This window comes from Luteipulveratus flavus, assembly GCF_029439465.1.
GTDB lineage: Bacteria > Actinomycetota > Actinomycetes > Actinomycetales > Dermatophilaceae > Luteipulveratus > Luteipulveratus flavus.
The window spans coordinates 561,353-582,948 of the sequence record NZ_JAROAV010000028.1 but is presented as its reverse complement, the minus strand read 5'-3'; the positions used below and the strand labels follow the sequence as shown (position 1 = coordinate 582,948).

The following is a 21,596-nucleotide window of genomic DNA, read 5'->3' as shown; positions in this document are numbered from 1 at the left end:
GGCTCTACCTCGTCGCCGGGGGCGGGCCGTCGAGCAGGTCGTAGAGGCCGTCTTCCTGCGCCTGCTGCTGCATGGCGTCCAAGGCGTCGGACCGTTGGACGCGCAACCGCTCCTGGTAGTCCAAGAGCTCGTCCAGCCGGATGCGCCGGTGCCGACCGCGCATCTCGTACGCCAGGTCGCCGGCCTCAAGGCGCTTGATCAGCGTGGGACGGGAGACGTTGAGCAGGTCGGCCGCCTCCTGCGTCGTGAGCAGCCGCTGGCGGGGGATGACGCTGACCCCTTGCCCCTGAGCCAGTGCCTGCACGATCTGCGCCAGGAGGTCGGCGAGGCCAGGAGTGAGCTCGTGCCGAGTGTTGTCGGCGGTGACGAGCGCGGGCTGCGGCTCCACGCGAGCTCCTCTGCTGGACAGGGCGGCGACGAGGTCCAGCAGCCGGCCCTGCTCATCGGCTCCGGGTACGTAGGTCTCCGACTCGGCGAGTCGCGAGGGTGCACTCATGGCCGCTCCTTCCGTGGCGTACCTCGAGTCTAAACGCAATATTCGAAAATGCGCGCGCCGTCTTGATCAGTGGTCACAGGCTCACAGACCCTCGAAGAAGTCCTCGTCGAGGCGGTAGAGGGTGACGGTCTGCTGAGCCTGGACGCCGACCTCGTGCGCGACCAGCAGCTCGGCGAGCCGGCGGCCGTCGATGAGCTCGATGCGCGCGTTGATACGCTCTGCCTCCTGGATTGCACCCGAGGAGAACCGCGACGTCGTGATGAACACGCCTCTGTCGCCTTGCTTCCCGAGCAGCGCGCCGGCGAACTCGTGGATGCGTGGCCGGTCGATCGTGCGGTCCTCGGCGTACCGCTTGGCCTGGACGTAGATGCGGTCGAGGCCGAGCGGGTCCTGGCTGATGATGCCGTCGACACCCGCATCGCCTGACGCGCTCGTACGCTCGACGGACCCGGCGCGGCCGTACCCCATCCGTTCCAGGAGGCGGATGACGAGGTCCTCGAACCCGGTCGGGGTGAGCGCCAGCGCGGCTTGCAGCACCTCGCCCTCGACTGCGGCTCGGTTGGTGGCCAGCGCCTGCTCGACGAGGTCGCTCGGTGTCGCCTCCGCCGTCTCGTCGCCGCCGTCGGGCGTGCTCGTCGGCGTCTTGTCGCGGGTCCGGTCCCGGAACTCCAGGTACGCCGGGTACGCCTCCAGTGCCTTCATGTCGATCCGTGTCGCGTGGGCGGCCAGCGCGGCGCGGCCCTCGTCGGAGATGAGGACGTGCCCTCGCTTGGGGCGACTGACGAGACCGGCCTGGAAGAGGTAGGTCAGCGCCCACCCGACCCGGTTGTCGATCGTCCGTTGACGCCCGCTCGGCAGCATCGCGGCGCGCTCGGCCTCCGAGAGCTCGAACAGGTCGGCCATCGCGTCCTTGACGTCCCTCGACCGGTGCGTCTCGCCGTCGCCGAGATGCGCGAGCACCGGACGCATGACGGTCTGGAAGTCAGGAATCGTCATGGCGCGGCCCTTCCATCCTGCTGTGTAGGCGCATCTCGAGCGCGCCGCTCTCCTTGACCGGCCAGAAGCCGTCAGTCCACCAGTCCTCCGGGATGCCCATGCCCACCCGAGAGACGTGCGGGTGTTCGTCGAGCAGGTCCCGAAGTCGAGCGCTCCACGTCGACCCCGGTGACACCGTGTGCAGCACCGTCTGCAACGACACGAGGACGGGGTAAAGGCGTTGTCTGCGCCAGCGCTCCCGCTCGAAGAGTTCACGATCATCGAGCCACCGGACGTTGAGCGAACTGGGGATCGCCGGGTTAACCCCGAGCCCTCGGTTCCAGAGGCGGCCGTGGTGCGCACAGATGTTCCGCACGCGCTGGTAGCTGCGTAGCCATGACGTGAGCATCGGCTCGGTCAGTCCGATAGTGCGGGCGATGGCGGTCTTGTCCGATCGCCGCGAAAGGTTGTCGTAGACGCTGCGTAACGCGCCGAGGCTGAGCTCTTCAAGTACGAGCCAGCTGGGTGGGCGCTTCGGGTCACCGTACTGGGTGACGTAGTGCTCCAGGGCTGAGACGAAGAAGGAGGAGTCGGCAGGCCGCTCTGGGACACGTGCCAGCTGGTCGTCGACGAGGTTGTCGACGTCCTTGAGCAAGCGCGCGTGTCGGTTTGGATGACGAAAGTGCGAGGGAGCCTCGTACCAGTGCGGGCCGCCGAGCCGACACATGTGGTCGCCGATGGCCGCTCTGGTGGCCACCTCGAATCGCTCGATCGCATCCATGACCAGCAACCTCAGCCGGCGGTCGAAGATGTAGAGGTTGAGGATCTCATCGAACGTCGTTCCCTCGCGCAGCACGTCCCGCGAGGCCTCGAAGCTGCGAACGTAGGGCGAGAGCCGGTAGTAGCCGATGTGTCGCAGGTAGCGCATGCACCGCTCGCTGTCCTGGACGACCAGGCCGCGCTCCTCCCAGCGAGAGAGCAGAGCTGCTTCGGTCAAAGCAGGCTTCGCGTACGTCACGCCGCCACGTGCCCGAGGCCCGCTCACGGCGCCGGCCAAGAGAAAATCCCCCAAGTGCGCATCGTGGAGAGGCGTGGGGGATGTGGTGCCTCAACCGTACAGCGTGACGCGGACAGTCCGCGAACGAACCGCCGATCCGGCGCGGCGTCAGGCATGGGCGAGCTCCTCGATGACCTCGTCGTCGGTGCGGTCACCCTTCAGCCGCCCCGAGAACGCCGCCGCCAGCACCGCCCGACGTAGTGCCGCCCCCCGCGCGTGCGCGTGGTCGATCGATCCTTCGAGACGCGATATCCGCGCAAGTCGTGACGCGGCAGACTCGACGATCTTCCGCTGTGTCTCGAGCGGCGGGATAGGGAACTCGATTGGCTTGAGCCGGGTGGCCGAGAGGTGCGCGATGTTCGTCGTGATCCGGCTCTCGCGTTTGAACCGACCGGCGTGCATGTGTCGACGGAAGACGAGCAAGGCGAACTCGGGTAGGACGTCCGGGTTCGCCTTGAATCGGATCAGCGAATTGGTGAAAGCAACGTTTGCTGGCACTCCGCGGTAGAGGGCGGGGCGTCCCAGCAATTCAGGTGTCTGACCTTCGTTGAGGAGGACATCACCGGGCCGCAGGCGGAACCTCTCGAACGTGTCGGCGTCCCAGTGCATCTCCTTGACGTCGGTCGTGTCGATGCGGTCTTCGAAAACGTTGGCAACTCGCAGGTACGGCTGCATGTTCGACCCGGTATGCCAGTCCGGGTGCCGCTGACGCCCGAGCTCGACGGTACCCGCCTCCGCGACGGTCGAAGGGATCCAGTCCCTCGGATACCGACTCTGGTCCGGGATCAGTTCGAGCAAGGTGGCCTTCTTCATCGCTGTCAGGCGACGGCGGGAGGCTGCCATGTATTCTGCGGCGGCGTCGAGGCGGGAGAGGTGGTCTTCGAGGATCTCCACAATCCGCTTCTGTTCGGGCAACTCGGGAACTGGAGTCGGCCAACTGGCCAATCGTGCGCGGCCCAAGTGGTTGATGCCGACGCCGCGGGATGACGGAAGAAATCCGCCAGTGAGCGCAATGTAACGGAAGTAGTGGAGCAAGAACCGGGGCTCATGTGCTGAGGAGCGCACTCGGATGAGCGTGTTCTGAAACGCGCAATTGTCGATTTCGCCCGTCCAGAGCGCGGGCTTCCCCACCTCGCCAGGACTTCCAGAAGCCTCGCTCAAGACGATGTCACCTGGCCGGAGCCGGTAGGTGTCCATCTCGGCGTCGCTGAAGTTCATGGTCTTGACATCGTCCAACAGGAGACCAGACCAGCCGACGTTCGCCGCGCGCAGGTAGGGCCGCATCTGATCGCCCGAGTGATTCTTCGGAGAGCGCTGGCGGCCGAGGCGAACTTCGGCAATATCGGTCAGTGGAACTATCGGCCACGTCACGCGGTGAGCTCCGAGTTCAGCTGGTGCAGAAGGAGTTCCGCGCGGTCCTCGCCCAGGTCGCGCAGCGCGCCGTCGACGCCGCCACGCTCCGTGAACGGAGCCTCGTCCAGGTCCTCGGGGTCGATTCCCGCCGAGGACGCGATCACCTCGACCATGCGGTCCAGCCACCACCTCTCCAGAGCCGAGAAGTGCGTCCCGGACTGCTCCTGCTGAGCCAGCCACCCGACGTACCGCTCACGGACACGGTCGGCGTACGGCACCAGCTCCTGATCGACGCCGACCGTATAGCGCAGCAGCGACACCAGGTCGGTCAGGGTGTGCCGCGCGCTGTGCTTCACCTTGCCCGCGTCCAGCACCTCGAACGACGCCCAGATCAGGTCCGGCGTCCAGTTGTACGGCGGCCGGCTGATGCGGTCCGCGAGCTCCTGAATGTCGGGGAACGCAATCCGTCGCTCGCGGGACTCGCCGAGCAGCTGGATGGCGGTGATCTCGGCGCGGTGCTCCTTCAGGTACGCCCGCCACGACTCGACCACCGACTCCGCCCGGCTCTTGTCGACCACACCGCTCGCGTCGAGCAGGGTGTCCACGCTGACCTCGTCGACGATGCGGTCGTGCGTGGCGCGCAGCTCCAGGATGCGGTTGCGCAGGTCTGGGTTGGCCGCGAGCGGCTTCGTCGCGTCGTCCAGCATGCGCTGGACCGTCTCGGCGGGCTCGACCGACGGGTTCGCAGCGACCGCTCGGGCCTGGGCGTCGGGGTCGACCGCGTCCACCAGTGAGCGGACCAGGTCGCGCATCGGCAGCTCGGAGACGCCGTCGAGCTCGTCCCGCTCCTCCGGCGTCAGCTGGAGCTCCAGCTTCGCCAGACGCGACGCGAGCGTGGCGGTCTCGTCCTCGGTCAACGACAGCGACGCCGCCTTGTCCAGCAGCTTCTTGAGCGAGATGCCCTTCTCCCGGTTCAGCGGCGGCTCGACGAAGTCGTGCTCGGTGACACCCACCGCGTCGACCAGCACGAACCGGGTCTTGGTCACCGCGTCCGGCGTCACGGACTGGAAGTCCGCCGGCGCGATCGTGCGCGCACCCCGGCCCTTCATCTGCTCGAAGTACTGCGCCGAGCGCACGTCCCGCATGAAGAAGACGCACTCCAGCGGCTTCACGTCCGTCCCCGTCGCGATCATGTCGACCGTCACCGCGATGCGCAGATTCGGCGAGGTGCGGAACGCCTTCAGCTGCTTGTCGGCGTCCCGGGCGTTGTAGGTGATCTTCGCGGCGAAGTCGTTGCCCTTGCCGAAGACCTCGCGCACGGTCGTGACGATCTCTTCGGCGTGCGCGTCGTCCTTGGCGAAGATCAGCGTCTTCGGCACCGCCGTACGGCCGGGGAAGATCTCGGTGAAGAGCCGGTCGCGGAACGTCTCCAGCACCAACCGGATCTGGGCCTTCGCCGTGACCGCGCGGTCCAGCTGCTTGTGGGTGTACTCGACGTCCTCGTCCAGCGCCTCCAGCTTTTCCTTCCGGGTACGACGGTCGACCTTCGGGACGATGGTGCCCGCGTCGATCCGCCCGCCCTGCTCGGAGATCTCCGTCCGGATCCGGTAGAGGTCGAAGTCGACGTTCACCCGGTCCGCGACCGACTGCGGGTAGGTGTACTCCGACACGAGGTTCTGCCGGAAGAACGCGAACGTCTGCTTGCCCGGTGTCGCCGTCAGCCCGACGACGTGCGCGTCGAAGTACTCGAGCACGCCACGCCACACGCCGTAGATCGACCGGTGCGCCTCGTCCACGATGACCAGGTCGAAGGTCTCCGGCGGCAGCAACGGGTTGTACGACACCGTCACCGGTGCGTCCGGCACGAAGTCGTCCAGCCCCGGGTCGTCGTCGGTTGTGACCGCCTCGTTGCGCAGCACCTTGAAGACCCGCTGGATCGTCGAGATCACGACGTTGCTGCTGGCGAGCATCCCGGCGCCGGTCAGCTTGTCGACCCCGTAGATCTCGGTGAACCGGCGGCCGTCGTCGGGTGTGCGGTAGTTGTGGAACTCGGCCGTCGTCTGTGTCGCCAGGTTGTTGCGGTCGACCAGGAACAGCACGCGCCGGAACCCGCCGAACTTCAGCAGCCGGTACGCCGACGTCACCGCCGTGTACGTCTTGCCCGCGCCCGTTGCCATCTGCACGAGCGACCGGTCGAAGTGCTGCTCAGCCAGCGACCGCTCCACGCCCTCGATCGCGGTGATCTGCGCCGGGCGCAGCGCGGAGGTGTCGAGCGGGGGCAGGTGCCGGACCTTCGCGCGCCAGGTCGGACGGCCCGGGTCGGTCGCGGCGTCCCGCATGATCCGGGCCAGCGTCTCCGGACGAGGCACGTTGAACAGGCGACGCGCTCGCGGCTCGGGGTCGTACCCGTTGGTCAGGTGCGTCTCCGTGCCGCTCGCCTCCACCACGAACGGCAGGCGCCCGTCGACCGTCAGCGCCTTGAGCCGGACCTCGGCGGGAAGCCCGTCGGCGTACATGGCCGACTGCCACTCCACGCCACTGAGCGTCTGACCCTGCGGCTTGGCCTCGATGACACCGACAGCCTTCTGATCGACGTACAGCAGGTAATCAGCCCGGCCGTGGCCAGACTTCATGACGACCTCACGGCACGCAACACCTTGTGCGGCAAAGAGATTCAGGGTCTTCCTGTCCTGAACCGACCAACCCGCATCAGTCAGCTGCTTGTCGATCAGTACGCGCGCGCGTTGCTCGGCCGCGAGCCGGTCATCCCCCTCGGCATCCACCAGCACGACTCTAGCCGCGTCGGTGAGCGATGCGGGTGCTCTCGACGATGCGAGCACGACGACGGATCCCCCGGGGCTCAGCGCACCGGGGGATCCGTCCGTGTGCGGCTACTTCTTCGTGGCGGCGACGCGGACGAGCTTGCGGTTCACGAACTCGTTCATTCCCTCCTTGGACAGCTCGCGGCCGTACCCGGAGCGCTTCACGCCACCGAACGGCAGCCCGGGCAGCGTCGTCCCGTGCTCGTTCACGAACGCCATGCCGACATCGAGCCGAGCGGCGACCTCGGCGGCCTTCTCGGGGTCGTCGCTCCACACCGAGCCGGACAGCCCGAAGGAGGACTCGTTGGCCAGGCGTACGGCCTCGTCGGCATCAGACACCCGGTAGACCATGGCGACCGGGCCGAACAGCTCCTCCGACCAGGCGCGCATCTTCGGCGTGAGGTCGGTGAGGACGGTCGGCGCGTAGAACGAGCCGGGTCGGTCGAGCGGCTTGCCGCCGGTACGCACGGTCGCGCCCTTGGCGACCGCGTCCTGCACCTGCTCGTCGAGGTCGTCACGGGCGTCCTTGGACGACATCGGCCCGACGCGCGTCGCCTCGTCGGTCGGGTCGCCCACGGCGGCCTTCTCGACCTCCTGGGTGAGGGCGTCCACGAAGTCGTCGTAGATCGCGTCGTCGACGAACATCCGCTTGGGGGAGTTGCACGCCTGTCCGCAGTTGGACAGCCGGGCACGCGCCGCGACCTTGGCCATCGTGCCGACGTCCGCGGCGTCGAGCACCACCATCGGGTCGGAGCCGCCGAGCTCGAGCACGGACTTGGTGAGGTTCTTGCCGGCCGCCTCGGCGACGGACGCGCCCGCGGCCTCGCTGCCGGTGAGCGAGACGCCCTGCACGCGCGGGTCGGCGATGACGTCCGGGATCAGCTTGCTGGAGGCGAACAGGTTGATGTACCCGCCCTCGAGCAGGCCGGCGTCGCGCAGCACCTCCTCGATGAGCGAGGACGACGCCGCGCAGATGCCCGCGTGCTTGAGCAGGATCGTGTTGCCGAGCATGAGGTTCGGCGCGGCGAACCGGGCCACCTGGTAGTACGGGTAGTTCCACGGCATGACGCCGAGCAGCACGCCGACCGGCTCCTTGCGGACGACGCTGCGCAGCGCGCCCTGCGCGTCCAGCTCCTCGTCCTCCAGCAGGTCGGGGCCGTGCTCGGCGTACCAGCCGTAGATCGACCCCGACAGCTTCACCTCGCCCTTGGCCTCGCGCATCGGCTTGCCCATCTCGACCGCGATGGCCCGGGCCAGCTCGTCGGCGCGCTCGTCGTACAGCTCGGCCGTACGCCGCAGCACCTGGGCGCGGTCCTGCGGCGAGGTCTGCCGCCAGGTCTCGTACGCGGTGTGCGCCTTCTCGACCGCGGCGAGCGCGCCGTCGCGGTCGAGCTCGTCGAAGGTCTTCTCGACCTCGCCGGTGGCGGGGTTCTCGGTCCGGTAGTTCGCCATGAGTCGTCCTTCCGTGCTGAGAGGTCTCCTGTACATCGCTACCCGATCGAGTGCCGCCCAATCAAGCGCGCCGACCGGCGCCGGCGAACGACGGTCGACCCGACGGAGCCGGCCTCAGAGCGTGACGGGCGCGCGACCGGGTGGCTGAGCGGGTCGCGGCGTCAGCGGCTCGACCGCCGTCCACGGTCGGGAGATCGGCTCGCCGGGCTGCAGGGTGATGTCCTCCCGCTCCCGCCCCGAGCAGTGGGTCAGCTCCAGCGGCTCGTCGCCGGCCAAGGCGTACCGGACCGAGCCGGCGGTGATCTCGACGGTGAGCCGGCACTGCTTCGGGCGGACGGCGAAGCGCAGCCGGTGCCAGCCGGGCGGCAGCTGCGGCCGGAACAGCAGCCGTTCGGGCAGCGAGCGCATCCCGCCGAAGCCGGCGACCAGCGCGAGCCATCCGCCGGCCATGGATGCGATGTGCAGGCCGTCCCGCGCGTTGTGCTCCAGGTCCTTCAGGTCCATCAGCGCCGCCTCGGCGAGGTACTCCGCGGCCAGGTCGAGGTGACCGACCTCGGCGGCGACCACTGCCTGCGTACACGCCGAGAGCGAGGAGTCCCGCACGGTGATCGGCTCGTAGTACGCGAACGCGCGCGCCTTCTCCTCGTCGGTGAACGCCTCCCCGCACCAGTGCAGCGCGAGCATCAGGTCGGCCTGCTTGATCACCTGCTTGCGGTACAGGTCGAAGTACGGGGCGTGCAGCAGCAGCGGGTACTCCTCGTCGCGGGCGGAGCGCTCGAAGTCCCACTCCTGCCAGTCGGTGAACCCGCGGCACTGCTCGTGCACCTGCTTGTCCTCGTTGTACGGCATCGACATCCGCCCGGCCGCGTCCAGCCAGGACTCGATCTCGGCGTCGTCGACGTCCGCGGCCGGCCAGCGCCTGGCCACATAGGCGGCGGACCGCAGGTTCTGCGCGGCCATCAGGTTGGTGTAGATGTTGTCGTCGCACACAGCGGTGTACTCGTCCGGGCCGGTGACGCCGTCGATGTGGAAGCACTCGTCGGCGCCGACGTGGCCGAGCGACATCCACAGCCGCGCGGTCTCGACGAGCAGCGGCTGGGCGCACTCACGGCCGAAGTCCTCGTCCTGGGTCCACCACAGGTGCCGGGCCGCCGCCACGGCGACGTCGGCGTTGACGTGCACCGCGGCCGTCCCCGCCGGCCAGTACGCCGAGCACTCCTGGCCGCGGATCGTCCGCCAGGGGAACGCCGCGCCGTTCAGCCGGAGCGTGCTCGCCCGTTCCTTGGCCAGCTCCAGGGTGGACAGCCGCCAGCGCAGCGCGTCGTTCGCGGCGTCCGGGGCGGTGACGGTCAGCAGCGGCAGGACGAACTGCTCGGTGTCCCAGAACGCGTGCCCGTCGTACCCCGTGCCGGTCAGGCCCTTGGCCGCGATGGCCCGACGCTCCGTACGGGCACCCGCCTGGTAGGCGTGGAACACGTTGAACCGCACTGCCTGCTGGATCTCGACCGGGCCGTCCAGCTCCACGTCGGCGCCCGCCCAGAACTCCTCGTACGCCCGCTCCTGCTCCTCCAGCACACCCTCCCAGTGGGCGTCGCGTGCGCTCATCAGGGCGGCGGCGACCTGGTCGCGCAGCGCCGGCATGGACCGCTGGCTGGACCAGCCGTACGACACGAACTTGACCATCCGCAGCTGCTCGCCGGGCTGCAGGCTGGTCGAGACGGACACGCGCGCCCAGTTCGGGTGGTGCGAGATCGCCTCCACCGAGTGGCCGTTCGGCGTGAAGATGTGGTGGTCCATGGCCGCCGCCAGCTGCAGCTTGCTGGCCCGGGTGCGGTGGATCAGCAGCGCGCTCAGCCCGTCGGCGTGGTGGTCCACCGGCTTCAGGACGTCCTTCATCGCGGCCGTCACCCGCGGGTCGTCGGAGCGGCTCGGCGTGTGCTCGTTCGCGACCAGCTCGGACTGGGCCACGACACGCAGCGGCCGGTCGACGGGCTCGACCCGGTAGTTGATCGCCAGCAGCGACCGGCGGGTCAGCGAGACGAGCCGGGTGCTGCGGATGCGGACCAGCTTGTCGGCGGGGGAGCGCCACACCAGGTCACGTTCGAGCACGCCCCGCCGAAGGTCGAGAACCCTTTCGTGCGAGATGATCTCGCCGTACCGCAGGTCCAACGGCTCGTCGTCCACCAGCAACCGGATCAGCTTGCCGTCTGTCACGTTGACCACGGTCTGCCCGGACTCCGGATAGCCGTACCCGGCCTCCGCGTACGGCAGCGGCCGCGTCTCGTAGAAGGACGCGAGGTACGTGCCGGGCAGGCCAGAGGGGTCGCCCTCGTCGAGGTTGCCGCGCGCGCCGATGTGCCCGTTGGAGAGCGTGAACAACGACTCGGAGACGGCCAGGCTCTCCTGGCTCAGGCCGACCTCGCGAACCTGCCACGGCTCCACCAGGATCCGGTGGTTGTCGCCGAGGGTGTGGGAGCCGACCAGCTCCTGCTCCTCCGCCAGGTCCTCGGTGGGGCCGACGCGCTCCGCCTCGCTCACAGCAGCTCGCCCAGGTCGGCCACGACGGTGCTCGCGCCGTGCTCCCGGAGCGCGTCGGCGTGCCGGTCGTCGACACGGTTCACGCCGACGACGTAGCCGAACGCGCCCCGCCGGCCGGCCTCGACGCCGGACGTCGCGTCCTCGAAGACCGCCGCCTGCTCGGCCGTGACACCCGCGCGAGCCGCGCCCGCGAGGAAGGAGTCGGGGGCGGGCTTGCCCGGGATGCCCTCCTGCTGGAGGGTCACGCCGTCGACCCGGTCCTCGACGAGCGCGTCCAGGCCGGTGACGCGCAGGACGTCCGCGGTGTTGGCGCTGGAGGAGACCACGATCCGGCGCAGCCCGGCGTCACGGGCCGCCTCCAGGTAGCGGCGCGAGCCCTCGAACACCGTCACGCCGTCGTCGTGGATGCGGCGCAGCACGTCGGCGTTCTTGCGCTCGCCGATGGCCATGATCGTGTCGGCGTCGGCACCGTCCTCCGGGCCACCTTCCGGCGGCGTGATGCCCCTCGAACGGAGGAAGTCGCGGACCCCGTCGAGGCGGGGCTTGCCGTCGACGTGCTCGGTGTAGTCGTCGTCGGTGAACGGCGGCCGGCCGTGGCGCTCCAGGACGGGGTCGAACGTCGCCTTCCACGCGGCTCGATGAACGGCGGCGGTGTCGGTGAGCACCCCGTCGAGGTCGAACAGACAAGCGCGGATCGCGTCCGGAAGTCCGAGCACGCATCGATCGTGGCACGGAAGGGCCCCGAAGCCACGCACCTGGACGGGAAGTCCGGCGACGTCCGTTCCGGGTCCGTCCGCGGTCACCGCAACCCGTCCTCGGGTTGGACGCGAGGTCACCGGGTAGCCCTTGAGGTATGAGTGACGACGGACAGATCTCGGAGAACAGCCGGCTGCGCCCGAGCAGCACCGACCCGGAGTCGGCCAGCGACGGCTCCGACGCCATCCCGGACGGCGCCGCCGCCCGCCAGGAGGCGGACGGCGCGCCGCACGAGAACGCCGACGCAGTGGGGGTCGACGACGGCATCCACGAGGACGACGACTCCCGTACCGACTGAGTCAGGGCGTGTTGCGCACGTTGGTCCACACCTCGTGCGAACGCAGCGGGCCGCTCGTGCGCGGGTCCAGCGGCGGCGTCGCCGGCGCGGACCCGTTGCGTAGGCCGGCCAGCATGTCCCGGACGGCGTCGGCGCCGGACCAGGCAGGCTGCCAACCCAGCTCGACGTGAGCGCGCTGGGTCGACATGCGGGGGACCTGGTTGAGCAGGTCGAACAGCCCTGGTGACGTCGGCGTGAGCCGGGCCGCCCACGCGGCGTGGATACCGGCGCGGGACAGACCGCGCGGGACCTGCACGACGCGCGCGCCGAGCATCGAGGCGATGGTCGGCATGTCCACCGTGTCCCCCGCCGACAGGTTGTACGCGCCCGCGGCGTCCTCGCCGGCAAGTGCGAGCTGGTAGGCGTGCGCCACGTCGTCGGCGTGCACGGCCTGCATCTGCACGCCGCCCGGGTCGGGCAGTACCGGCAGCCGTCCCTCGGCGAGGAAGCGGCCAGGCACGAGCGGTCCGGCGAACAGCCGTCGCTGCTGGGTCGCCGCGCCGGCCTGGAAGGTGAACGCCGGCCGCATCCGGACGACGCGGGTCCGGTGGTGCTCGCGCTCGAAGATGTCCAGCAGCCGCTCGACGTACGCCTTCTCCCGGCTGTACGCCGACGTCGGCACGCCGTGCGTCGGCCAGGTCTCCGACACCGGGGTGTCGTCCCGCTTCGCGGAGTACGCCCCGACCGACGACGCCTGGAGGAGGACGCGCACGTGGGAGAGCGCGATCGCGTCCAGCAGCCGGGCGGTGCCGAGGACGTTCGCCTGCCAGGTCAGGTCGGGGTCGCGGGTGGGCTGCATCAGCCACGCGAGGTTGACGACCGCGTCCACACCGTCGAGCAGGTCCGTCGGGAGGGGCTGAGCGACGTCGACCGCGCGCCAGAGCGCCGGTGCCGGGAACTGCGCCGGTCTGCGGCGTGAGGCGCCGACCAGCTCCGTCACGCCAGGGTCGTCGAGCAGGCGACGGACCATGCACGTTCCGACGTTTCCGGTGGCTCCGAGCACGAGTACCTTCATCTGCCTGGCCTACCCGGCGCACCCCGTCGGAAACGCGAGGCGCGTCAGTCGTCCTCGCGGAACTCGCGTCTCGCCCGCTTGAGCTGATCGGCGAACGGCTCGGCGGTCCTGGTCGAGTCGGCCAGGTGCGGGACGCGCCGCAGCTGGGCCGTCGCCGCGGTGACCGCGTCCTCGTCGACCAGGCCCTGCAGCGCCGGAATCTCCTGGTGCTCCTCCGCTTCCGTGTGCGCGGTCACCGCGTCCGCCCAGGGCGCGAAGGCTGTCGAGAACGCGTCCGAGCCGATGTCGAGGGCCTCGAGCCGGGTCATCCCGGCGGCCGCGTCGTCCTCCTCGCTCACCCGTTCGTCGATCAGCGGGACGTCCTGCCCGCCGTCGGCACGCGGGATCGGGTGGAGGTGCTCCTGCTCGGCCGCCTCGTGCACCGCCAGGAACGTCCGCAGCTGGTCGAACGCCTCGGCGCGCGGCGCACCCGACGACGTCGCCACCGACCGCAGCATCGCCCTGATCTGCTGATGCTGGCTGCTGAGCTCGGACTTCAGGTCCTGCAGCGCGACGGCGGTCACCGCGGCCACGTCGTCAGGGGTCCGAACGCCCGCCTCGGGCGTCGTCCTGGTCGTCGCCGTCGACGTCGCCGTTGCTGCTCGCCGAGGCGGTGTCGTCGTCCTTCGCGTCGTCCGGGATGCCGCCGCTGGCGGTGTCGTTGCGCGCGCCGCCGGACTCCCCGGTGCGGGACCCGGGGCCACCCTCCTGCTGGTCGACGTCGCTCGGTGCGCCGTCCCGGCTCGTGCCGTTCTCCTGCGGGTCCTGCGGTGCTGCCGTCATCGGCCCGCTCCCTTCTGTCGTCGCTGTCGTCGGTCGTCGGCGTCCTGGTGCCACACCGTCCAGGCGAGGACGGCGAGGATCACGCCTCCCCAGACCAGCCCGACGGCGATGTGCACCAGCATGAGCACGGGTACGGCGCACAGCGCGGCCACCAGGGCCACCAGCAGGACCGCCGACGTCCGGGGTTGTCGTCGACGGCGCATGCGCCGGGCGAAGCCGACGTCGCTGTCGAGGTCCTGCTCGATGGCGCGGAGCAGGGCGATCTCCCGCGCGGTGAGGCGCAGCGGGCCGCGCTCGTCGTTGCGTCGCACACAACCTCCTCGTGCCGCGGTGGCCGGCCCCCTGGACCCGGGAAGCACCCGTCCTGGCTCGCGCCGGCACCTGACAGTCGGTTACCCGGCCGTCCGCGAGGCGAATCGTGCGCGTCTCGGCATCGACGCGGGCTCCGACGTCCGCTAGTCCGAGGTCGGCGCGTCGTGGGTCGTGACGATGTCGTTCGCCGCCGCCCACTGGCCGATGTCGCGCCGCTCGATCGCCGCGGCCATCAGGTCCGGGAACAGGTCGGGGGTGCACGCGAACGACGGGACGCCGACCTCGGCGAGCGCCGCCGCGTGGGCGGCGTCGAACGACGGCTGCCCGGAGTCGCTCAGCGCGAGGAGAGCGATCATCGTGGCGCCGGACGCGACGACGGACCGGGCGCGGCTGACCATCTCCTCGGCGATGCCGCCCTCGTAGAGATCGCTGATGAGGACGAGGACCGTGTCGTCCGGGCGGCTGATCTGCTGCTGGCAGTACGCGAGCGCGCGGTTGATGTCCGTACCCCCACCGAGCTGGACGCCGAAGAGCACGTCCACCGGGTCGTCGAGCTCGTCGGTGAGGTCGACCACCTCGGTGTCGAACACCACCATCCGGGTACTGACCGCCGAGAGCGACGCGAGGACCGCGCCGAACACCGAGCTGTAGACGATCGACTCGGCCATCGAGCCCGACTGGTCGATGCACAGGACGATCTCGCGCTCGATCTCGGTGGAGCGGCGTGCGTACCCCACCAGCCGCTCGGGCACGACCGTGCGGTGCTCGGGCAGGTAGTGGCCCAGGTTCGCGGCGATCGTGCGGTTCCAGTCGACGTCCCGCAGCCGTGGCCGGCGGGTGCGTGCGGCCCGGTCCAGGGCTCCGGTCACCGCTTGCACCGTGCGCTGCCGCAGCCTCGCCTCCAGGTCGTCGGTGACCTGCCGGACGACGGCGCGTGCCGTCTCGCGCGAGTGCTCCGGGATCACCCGGCCCAGGCCGATGAGCGTGCTGACGAGGGACACGTCGGGCTGTACCGCGCGCATGGTCTCCGGCTCCAGCAGCATCTGGCTGAGCCCAAGACGGTCCATAGCGTCCGACTGCATCACCTGCACGACCGAGGAGGGGAAGTAACCGCGGATGTCGCCCAACCACCGGGCGACCTTCGGCGCGGAGCCGCCGAGCCCGCCGCGGCGGGTGCCGCCGTACAGCGACTCCAGGGCACTGTCGCGCTTGAGGTCGTCGGCGCTCAGGGTGATCTCCGCGCCGTCGCCCGCGGTCACGCCGTCGGCGTCCCCGCCGCCCAGCACCAGGCGCCACCGGGTGAGCCGGTCACGCTGCTCCGTCATGGTCCACCACCTCCCAGCCGAGCAGGCGCGCGACGGCGCGCAACGCCGGCGTCGCCTGCTCGAGATCGAGCTCGGTCCGGCCCTCCTGGACGCGTCTGCCACCCTCGGCGAGCCGGGACACCTGCTCGCCGATCGTGCGGCGCTCGGCACCGCTGAAGTCGGCGAACGTCCGGCGCAGCAGCGGGAGGAGGTCCTCGAAGACGGCGTCGTCGACACCGGACACCCAGGCGTCGATCAGCGCGAGCAGACCCGTGTCGTGCACGAGCAGCACCGCGTCACCGGCGAGGAAGCCCTCCAGCCAGGCGGCGGCCTGCGGCGCCGGGGCGGCGACCGACAGCCGCCGGCCCATCAGCCGGGCGACCGCGTCCTCGTCGAGGCGGCCGGCGTCCAGCAGCATCCGGGTCGCCCGCCCGGCAACGCCGCCCGCGACGTGGTCGGCGCTCGCGATCGTCTCCAGAGCGGAGTGCCAGCCGTCGCTCAGCTCGTCGTCGGCGAGGAGGGACAGTCCGCGTTGGGCGCCGTCGACGGCCCGGCCCATCAGATGGGCGGCCTTGTCGTCCAGGCTCGAGCACGCCATCGGCAGACCCACGCACGCGCGGACGGCGGTCGCGGCCAGCACCTCGCGGACTCGGCCGGTGTCGACACCGCGGACGTCGCCGTACCGGCAGGTGCGCGCCAGCGGCTCGACGGTGTGCAGCAGGGCGGGGACGTCGTGCTGGACGGCCGCCCGCTCGGCGAGCGCGCCGAGCACCGCGCTCACCCCGTCGGGCAGGTCGGCGGTCAGGCAGGCGCTGACCAGGGTCGCGAGCTCGGTCAGGTCGTCGGACGCCTTCGCCCGCTCCGCGACCCGGCCGGCCGCGGCCGCGGCGACCGTCGTGCCCCACACGCCGGCCTCGACGAGGTCGACCGCCAGCTCGGGACGCCAGGTCAGCCGCCAGCTCTCCTTGAACGTCCCCGTCGTCCGGCCGGTCTCGGCGAGCTCGCCCCAGGCCACGCCGAGCAGCGTGAGCCGGTGCAGCAGGACGGACCGGGCCAGCTGGTTGGTGCGGCGTAGGTCGAGGTCGAGCTCCTGGGTCGCCGCGGACGGCTTGAGCCGCAGGGTCCGCTGCTGGCGGGCCAGGTCGGCGGCCAGCGGAACGACCGGCGCGGACTCAGGCACCGACCCGAGGGTCTCGCCGACGACGAGGCGGGAGTGGACGAGGTCGAGCGGCAGCCGCGAACCCTCGCACAGGACCGCCTGGGCGGCCTCGTCCAGCTCGCTGAGCCCGACCGACGGCCGCCCGCGGACGCCGGCCAGCGCCTCCGCCAGCCGGACCGCCTCGACGACCGAGGCGGTCGAGGCGTCGAGCTGCTCCTCCCGCAGCTCGCGCGCCACCCGGACGAGCCAGCCGGTGGCCAGGTCGCGGGACTCGACGTGCTCCCGGTGGCCGAGGTGGTCGTACAGGTGCTCGTACCAGCCGGGGGCGGTGACGCCGGCGCCGTACCCGGAGGCGTGGCTCAGCCGCGCCGAGGTCCACGGGGTCCACGCCGCGGCCACCTTCGCGCGGGGCAGCCCGGTGATCAGCGTCCGGTCGCGGGAGACCGGCGGGAAGTCGGCGGGCACGAGCGCGGGAGCGTGCCAGGCGCCGCAGACGACGGCGATCCGGGCCTGTGGTGCCTCCTTGATCGCCGCCCGGATCACCTTGCGCATCCATGCCTCGCGCCGGGCGTTCTCGACGACCTCGGCGTCGTCGTCGGGACGGGTGTCGGTCTCACGGACGGCAGCCATCGCCTCCCGGATGGCGTCGAACCGGTCGGCCGCCGCGTCGTGCCGCTGCTCCACCGCGTCCTCCCACCACCGCTCGGCGTCGTCGTACCCGGCGGCTGCCGCGAGGGTGCCGATCGGGTCGACCCGCTCGGGCGGTGCGGTGCCGGCGTCCGGTGCCTCGGCTTCCGCGGCGGGCTCGGTCGGCTCGACGGGCTCCGCGGGGCCGAGGGGCTCGGCGGGCTCGACGGGTTCCGCAGGCTCGGCGACGGCCGTACGCGCGGTGTCGGCCAGCGCGAACGCGTGGGTGGCCGGCAGGTCCAGGAAGCGCACGGGGACGCCGCGGGACAGCGCCCAGCGAGCCGCGACCCACTCGGGGGAGAAGCGGGCGAGCGGGTAGAACGTCGCGCGGCGCGGGTCGTCGACCGCGTACACGAGCGCGGCGACGGGAGGGACCATGTCCTCCTCGCCGAGCAGGCCGACGATCGCGTCGAGCTCGGGACTGCCCTCGATCAGCACCAGGTCCGGCGGCTGCTGGTCGAGGGCCTGCGCCACCGACCGGGCCGAGCCGGGTCCGTGGTGGCGTACGCCGTAGATGTCGACGGGCATGGGGACGCGATCAGCCCAGGTCGCGGCAGGCGCGGTAGAGGTCGCTCCAGTCCTTGCGGTTGCGCACGACCGTCTCGAGGTACTCCTGCCAGACCAGCCGGTCCTGGACCGGGTCCTTCACGACCGCCCCCAGCAGGCTGCCCGCGACGTCGTCGGCGCGGACCACGCCGTCGCCGAAGTGCGCGGCCAGCGCGAGGCCGTTGGTCATCACCGAGATCGCCTCGGCGGTCGACAGGGTCGCGGACGGCGACTTCAGGGTGGTGCGCTGGTCGCTGGTCATGCCGCTGCGCAGCTCGCGCATCACCGTGACGACCCGGCGGATCTCCGACAGCGACTCCAGGTCGGCGGGCAGCTGCAGGGACGCTCCGAGCGAGGCGACGCGCGTCCGGACGATCTCGATCTCCTGGTCGAGGGTGTCCGGCAGGGGCAGCACGACGGTGTTGAAGCGGCGCCGCAGCGCGGAGGACAGGTCGTTCACGCCCTTGTCGCGGTTGTTCGCGGTGGCGATGACGTTGAAGCCCGGACGTGCCTGCACCTCGTCGTCCAGCTCGGGGATCGGCAGCGTCTTCTCCGACAGGATGCTGATCAGCGCGTCCTGCACGTCGGACGGGACGCGCGTCAGCTCCTCGACCCGCGCCAGCGAACCCGTCTGCATCGCCCGCATCACCGGGCCCGGCACCAGGGCCTCCCGGGACGGCCCCTCGGCCAGCAACCGGGCGTAGTTCCAGCCGTAGCGCAGGGCCTCCTCCTGGGTGCCGGCGGTCCCCTGTACGACCAGGGTCGAGCGCCCGCTGATGGCCGCCGCGAGGTGCTCGCCCAGCCAGGACTTCGCGGTGCCCGGTACGCCGAGGAGCAGCAGCGCTCGATCGGTCGCGAGCGAGGAGACGGCCACCTCGACAAGCCGCCGCCGCCCGAGGTACTTCGGCGTGATCACCGTGCCGTCGTCCAGCCGGCCACCCAGGACGTACGTGGCGACCGCCCACGGCGACAGCCGCCACGACGGCGGACGCGGCCGGTCGTCGACCGCGGCCAGGGCGGCGAGCTCGTCGGCGTACGCCTGCTCCGCGTGCTGGCGCAGGACGGCGGTGCCGTCCGTCACGGGTGCCGGACCGGTCTGGGTGTCGCTCATCTGAAGGCCTCCGAGAGGGAGTTGCGGAACGCGTGGGTCTGCAGGGTGTCGGACAGGGCTCGGCGTGCGCGGGAGCCGGGCGGGAGCCGGTTCACGGCCTGCTCGATCTCCTTGCCGAGAGAGGTCGGCAGCGCGGTGGGCAGCAGCGGGCCGACGGTGTACGCGAACGGCTCGCCCGTGGTGCTGCGGGTCAGAGCGCGCAGGACCGCTCGCGCCAGCCCGTCGTCCCACGGCCGGGGCTCGCGGGCCAGCAGCTCGCGCACCTCGTGCGGCACGGTCTTCGCGCCGAGCCGCGCCGTGAGGACGGAACGGCGCTCGTCGTCCGGCAGCAGGGCCACGATGCCGGGTCGGTCGACGCCGCTGGCCAGCAGGGCGCTCGCCCAGCCGGCGTCGGCGCGGGCGAGCACGGTCGCGCACAGGGCGTTCAGGGCGGACTGGTCGTTCAACATCCGCAGCGTCGCGGTGGCCGAGCGGCCGGTGACGTCGGTCCACACCGACAGCGGCGCGCCGCGGATGATCGACTCCAGCCAGCGCGTACGCGGCTGCACCCCGTCACCGGACCGGCGCACCAGGCCATCACGCTCGCCCGCCGCGTCCGGGTCGTCCGGGACGTCCACCTCGAGCGAGCGCCGCACCGCCCCGTGGGTGCGGAGCAGGTCGCGGAGCCGGGCGGCCATCCGCTGACCGCGGGCGCTGGTGGGCAGGAGGTCCAGGACGGCGTACGCGCTCTCGCGCACCGTCTTCGACCGGTCGTCCAGGGCGCGCTCCAGCAGGGGCTCGTCGGCCGAGGTGACGGCGACGGTCAGCCGGCGTACGCACTCCGCGCGGGTGCGGGCAGGCAGGGAGTCCCACTGCTCCTGCAGCAGGGCGCGGGCCGCGTAGGGCCGGGCGTCCCTGGCCCGCTCGAACACCGCGACCGCCTCCGCCGTAGGCAGCTGGGGCCAGGTGGCCGTCCAGTCGTCGGCCGGTCCGGTCTCCGCGGTGTCGGGTACGGCGGCGGCGATCGCGGGCCGGACGGCGAGGGATGACCACTCGGGGTTGAGGCCGGCCAGCCACCGGCCGCGCTCGCCCGGCGTCCCGCCGAGGGCCACGGCCACCTCGCGGTGCTCGACGGCGTGCGTCAGCAGCGGAGGCAGCAGGAGGGGCGGTACGCGCTGCTCGGCCGCGTCGGCGTGGCCGAGCCACTGGACCAGCAGGTCGTCCCGCGCAACCTTGGACACCGGCGGCTGGGTGAGCAGGAGCAGCAGGAGGCGGGCCGCCGCGGGGCTCACCACGGCGCGTGTCTCAGCGGCTGCCGGGTCGATGAGGGGTGCGGCCGCCGGCAGCCGGGCCCCCGCCCGTCCCAGCACGTCGGCCAGCGCCGCGCCGTCGAGCAGGCGTTCCTCGCGCGAGGCGTCCACGCCGGGACGGGCGACCCCGACGACGGCCGGAGGGTCACCGGGATCGCGACGACCCGAGCCGATGAGAGCCGTGGCGCGCAGGTCGGCGAGCCATGCGTCCAGGTCGGTCACAGCGCCACCACCTCGTCGTCGAGCCAGACCGACAGCGGTCGGAACCGTCCGCCCTCCACCTCCCCGAACACATCGACCGGGTGACCACCACTCGCGGCCAGCGCCGACCAGACGTCGGTGTCCGGGGTCAGCGGCAGCGAGCCCGTGGTGTCGGCCACCTCCCAGCCGCCGTCCCGGTCGGTGAACGTCACGTCGTGCAGCACGGCCGGGTGCCGGTCGCGCCAGGGGGACGTCGCCAGCGCGCTCGCCGCTTGCGTCCTGGCACCGGCGAGCGTCGTCCCGCCGGCGAGCCCGGTCACCGCCTCCGAGCCCGCGGGAGGCTCGACGAACACCGCGCGGCGAGGCGCTCGGCCGGGGTAGCGGGCGACGGCTACGTCCAGCCGGCTGCCGGTCAGCTGACCGACGGCCAGCGCCTGCCCGTAGCCGGCGAAGTCCAGGACGGTGACGATCTCGCCGTCGTCGTGCCGCAGCCAGGTGCGCTGCTGCTGCAGTCGCCCGTCGTCGCTGCGGTGGGCGCCGAGCACCGTCCACGGCCCGGGGCGGCTGTCGGCGTCGAGGACGTCGCCGCTGGACTGCGCCCAGCCGACCGCGACCCGGACGTCCGCCCGCTCGGCCTCGTCCAGGGTCTCCCGCTGCTGCCAGGCGGTGGTGATCAGCCACCACCGGCCGACCTCGGCGAGCAGGTGCTCCGCCCAGTCGTCGCGCGCGTACATCTGCGAACCGGCGTCCCGGACGCGCTCGGCGAGGCCGGGCAGCTGGGCGTCGACGAGGCGGGCGGCGGCCTGCTCCCATCCCGCCGCCGGCTGGGTGCGGGCGGCGGCGAGACCACCGCGGACCAGGTCGCGCAGCCAGAGACGCAGGTCGGCCACGCCCGCGTCCATCCGGGCGAGCCGGTCCTCCAGCCGCCGCGCCTGCGCCTCCCGGTCGGGCGCCTTCGCGGGCTCGGCCGTACGTCGCGAGCGCACCTCCGCACGGTCCGCGCGACCCGCGGCCCACTCGGCGGCGTGCGGCGCGACCTGCCCGGACTCGTCCAGCACGCCCTCGGACCACAGCAGCAGGAGCGCGAGCGCGTGCTTGCAGGGGAACTTCCGGCTCGGGCACGAGCATCGGTACGCGGGAGCGACGACGTCGATGCTGACCTGGTAGGGCGTCTTGCCGCTGCCCTGGCACTGCCCCCAGACCAGCACGTCGTTGCACCCGGTCTCGCGCCACGGGCCGGGCCGGGCGAGCGTGCGGGCAGCGGCGAGCGCCGACGCGTCCGGAGCTGCGTCGTTCACCTGCTTCAGGGTCCAGCGCGTCATGGCGCGGCCATCCAACCACCCCGCACCCACGGCCGGCCGCGC

Annotated in this window: 18 protein-coding genes; 1 reads left to right on the top strand and 17 read right to left on the bottom strand. The window is 71.7% G+C overall.

The features are described 5' to 3' along the window. Positions 1-4 precede the first annotated feature (4 nt). The 8 genes from P4R38_RS11545 to P4R38_RS11510 form a co-directional block, all read right to left on the bottom strand. Positions 5-496 (bottom strand): helix-turn-helix domain-containing protein, encoded by a 492-nt coding sequence (locus P4R38_RS11545; RefSeq protein ID WP_277192256.1) that lies wholly within the window; start codon positions 494-496, stop codon positions 5-7. An 81-nt stretch (positions 497-577) separates the two neighbouring features. Beyond that, positions 578-1,492, bottom strand: a complete 915-nt coding sequence (locus P4R38_RS11540; RefSeq protein ID WP_277192255.1) for a restriction endonuclease — start codon at positions 1,490-1,492, stop codon at positions 578-580. Further along, complete coding sequence (locus tag P4R38_RS11535) at positions 1,479-2,489, bottom strand: Abi family protein (protein WP_277192254.1); 1,011 nt, start codon at positions 2,487-2,489, stop codon at positions 1,479-1,481. The genes P4R38_RS11540 and P4R38_RS11535 overlap by 14 nt, the downstream gene beginning before the upstream one ends. Positions 2,490-2,636: 147 nt before the next feature. Continuing rightward, positions 2,637-3,899, bottom strand: coding sequence for a restriction endonuclease subunit S (locus P4R38_RS11530; RefSeq protein ID WP_277192253.1), 1,263 nt, complete (start codon positions 3,897-3,899; stop codon positions 2,637-2,639). Then, positions 3,896-6,514: a type I restriction endonuclease subunit R gene (locus P4R38_RS11525; protein ID WP_277192252.1), complete on the bottom strand. Its 2,619-nt coding sequence runs from the start codon at positions 6,512-6,514 to the stop codon at positions 3,896-3,898. Before P4R38_RS11525 ends, P4R38_RS11530 begins: the two co-directional genes overlap by 4 nt. Before the next feature lie 258 nt (positions 6,515-6,772). After that, a complete protein-coding gene (locus P4R38_RS11520) occupies positions 6,773-8,155 on the bottom strand; it encodes an NAD-dependent succinate-semialdehyde dehydrogenase (protein WP_277192251.1) in 1,383 nt (460 codons plus the stop codon). A 114-nt stretch (positions 8,156-8,269) separates the two neighbouring features. Continuing rightward, positions 8,270-10,693, bottom strand: coding sequence for a glycoside hydrolase family 65 protein (locus P4R38_RS11515; RefSeq protein WP_277192250.1), 2,424 nt, complete (start codon positions 10,691-10,693; stop codon positions 8,270-8,272). Continuing rightward, positions 10,690-11,409, bottom strand: a complete 720-nt coding sequence (locus tag P4R38_RS11510; protein WP_275238204.1) for a beta-phosphoglucomutase family hydrolase — start codon at positions 11,407-11,409, stop codon at positions 10,690-10,692. The genes P4R38_RS11515 and P4R38_RS11510 overlap by 4 nt, the downstream gene beginning before the upstream one ends. Before the next feature lie 137 nt (positions 11,410-11,546). Here P4R38_RS11510 and P4R38_RS11505 point away from each other — a divergent pair, with 137 nt between their 5' ends. Further along, positions 11,547-11,747 carry a hypothetical protein gene (locus P4R38_RS11505; protein WP_275238205.1) on the top strand — a complete coding sequence of 67 codons (201 nt, stop codon included), beginning with the start codon at positions 11,547-11,549 and terminating at the stop codon, positions 11,745-11,747. A 1-nt stretch (position 11,748) separates the two neighbouring features. On the opposite strand, the gene P4R38_RS11500 is transcribed toward P4R38_RS11505, so the two are convergent. The 9 genes from P4R38_RS11500 to P4R38_RS11460 form a co-directional block, all read right to left on the bottom strand. After that, positions 11,749-12,801, bottom strand: coding sequence for an NAD-dependent epimerase/dehydratase family protein (locus P4R38_RS11500; RefSeq protein ID WP_277192249.1), 1,053 nt, complete (start codon positions 12,799-12,801; stop codon positions 11,749-11,751). 44 nt (positions 12,802-12,845) lie between these two features. Beyond that, entirely contained in the window at positions 12,846-13,373 is a 528-nt protein-coding gene (locus tag P4R38_RS11495) for a hemerythrin domain-containing protein (RefSeq protein ID WP_277192248.1), read from the bottom strand. Positions 13,374-13,377: 4 nt separating this feature from the next. Further along, a complete protein-coding gene (locus P4R38_RS11490; protein ID WP_277192247.1) occupies positions 13,378-13,623 on the bottom strand; it encodes a hypothetical protein in 246 nt (81 codons plus the stop codon). Beyond that, positions 13,620-13,934: a DUF3040 domain-containing protein gene (locus P4R38_RS11485; protein ID WP_277192246.1), complete on the bottom strand. Its 315-nt coding sequence runs from the start codon at positions 13,932-13,934 to the stop codon at positions 13,620-13,622. Before P4R38_RS11485 ends, P4R38_RS11490 begins: the two co-directional genes overlap by 4 nt. A 144-nt stretch (positions 13,935-14,078) precedes the next feature. Next, positions 14,079-15,260, bottom strand: coding sequence for a VWA domain-containing protein (locus P4R38_RS11480; protein ID WP_277192245.1), 1,182 nt, complete (start codon positions 15,258-15,260; stop codon positions 14,079-14,081). Then, positions 15,244-17,613, bottom strand: coding sequence for a DUF5682 family protein (locus P4R38_RS11475; RefSeq protein WP_277192244.1), 2,370 nt, complete (start codon positions 17,611-17,613; stop codon positions 15,244-15,246). Before P4R38_RS11475 ends, P4R38_RS11480 begins: the two co-directional genes overlap by 17 nt. Positions 17,614-17,623: 10 nt before the next feature. Next, a complete protein-coding gene (locus tag P4R38_RS11470) occupies positions 17,624-18,742 on the bottom strand; it encodes an ATP-binding protein (RefSeq protein ID WP_277192243.1) in 1,119 nt (372 codons plus the stop codon). Further along, entirely contained in the window at positions 18,739-20,253 is a 1,515-nt protein-coding gene (locus tag P4R38_RS11465; protein WP_277192242.1) for a DUF5691 domain-containing protein, read from the bottom strand. The genes P4R38_RS11470 and P4R38_RS11465 overlap by 4 nt, the downstream gene beginning before the upstream one ends. Beyond that, complete coding sequence (locus tag P4R38_RS11460; RefSeq protein ID WP_277192241.1) at positions 20,250-21,554, bottom strand: SWIM zinc finger family protein; 1,305 nt, start codon at positions 21,552-21,554, stop codon at positions 20,250-20,252. Before P4R38_RS11460 ends, P4R38_RS11465 begins: the two co-directional genes overlap by 4 nt. Positions 21,555-21,596: the final 42 nt, after the last annotated feature.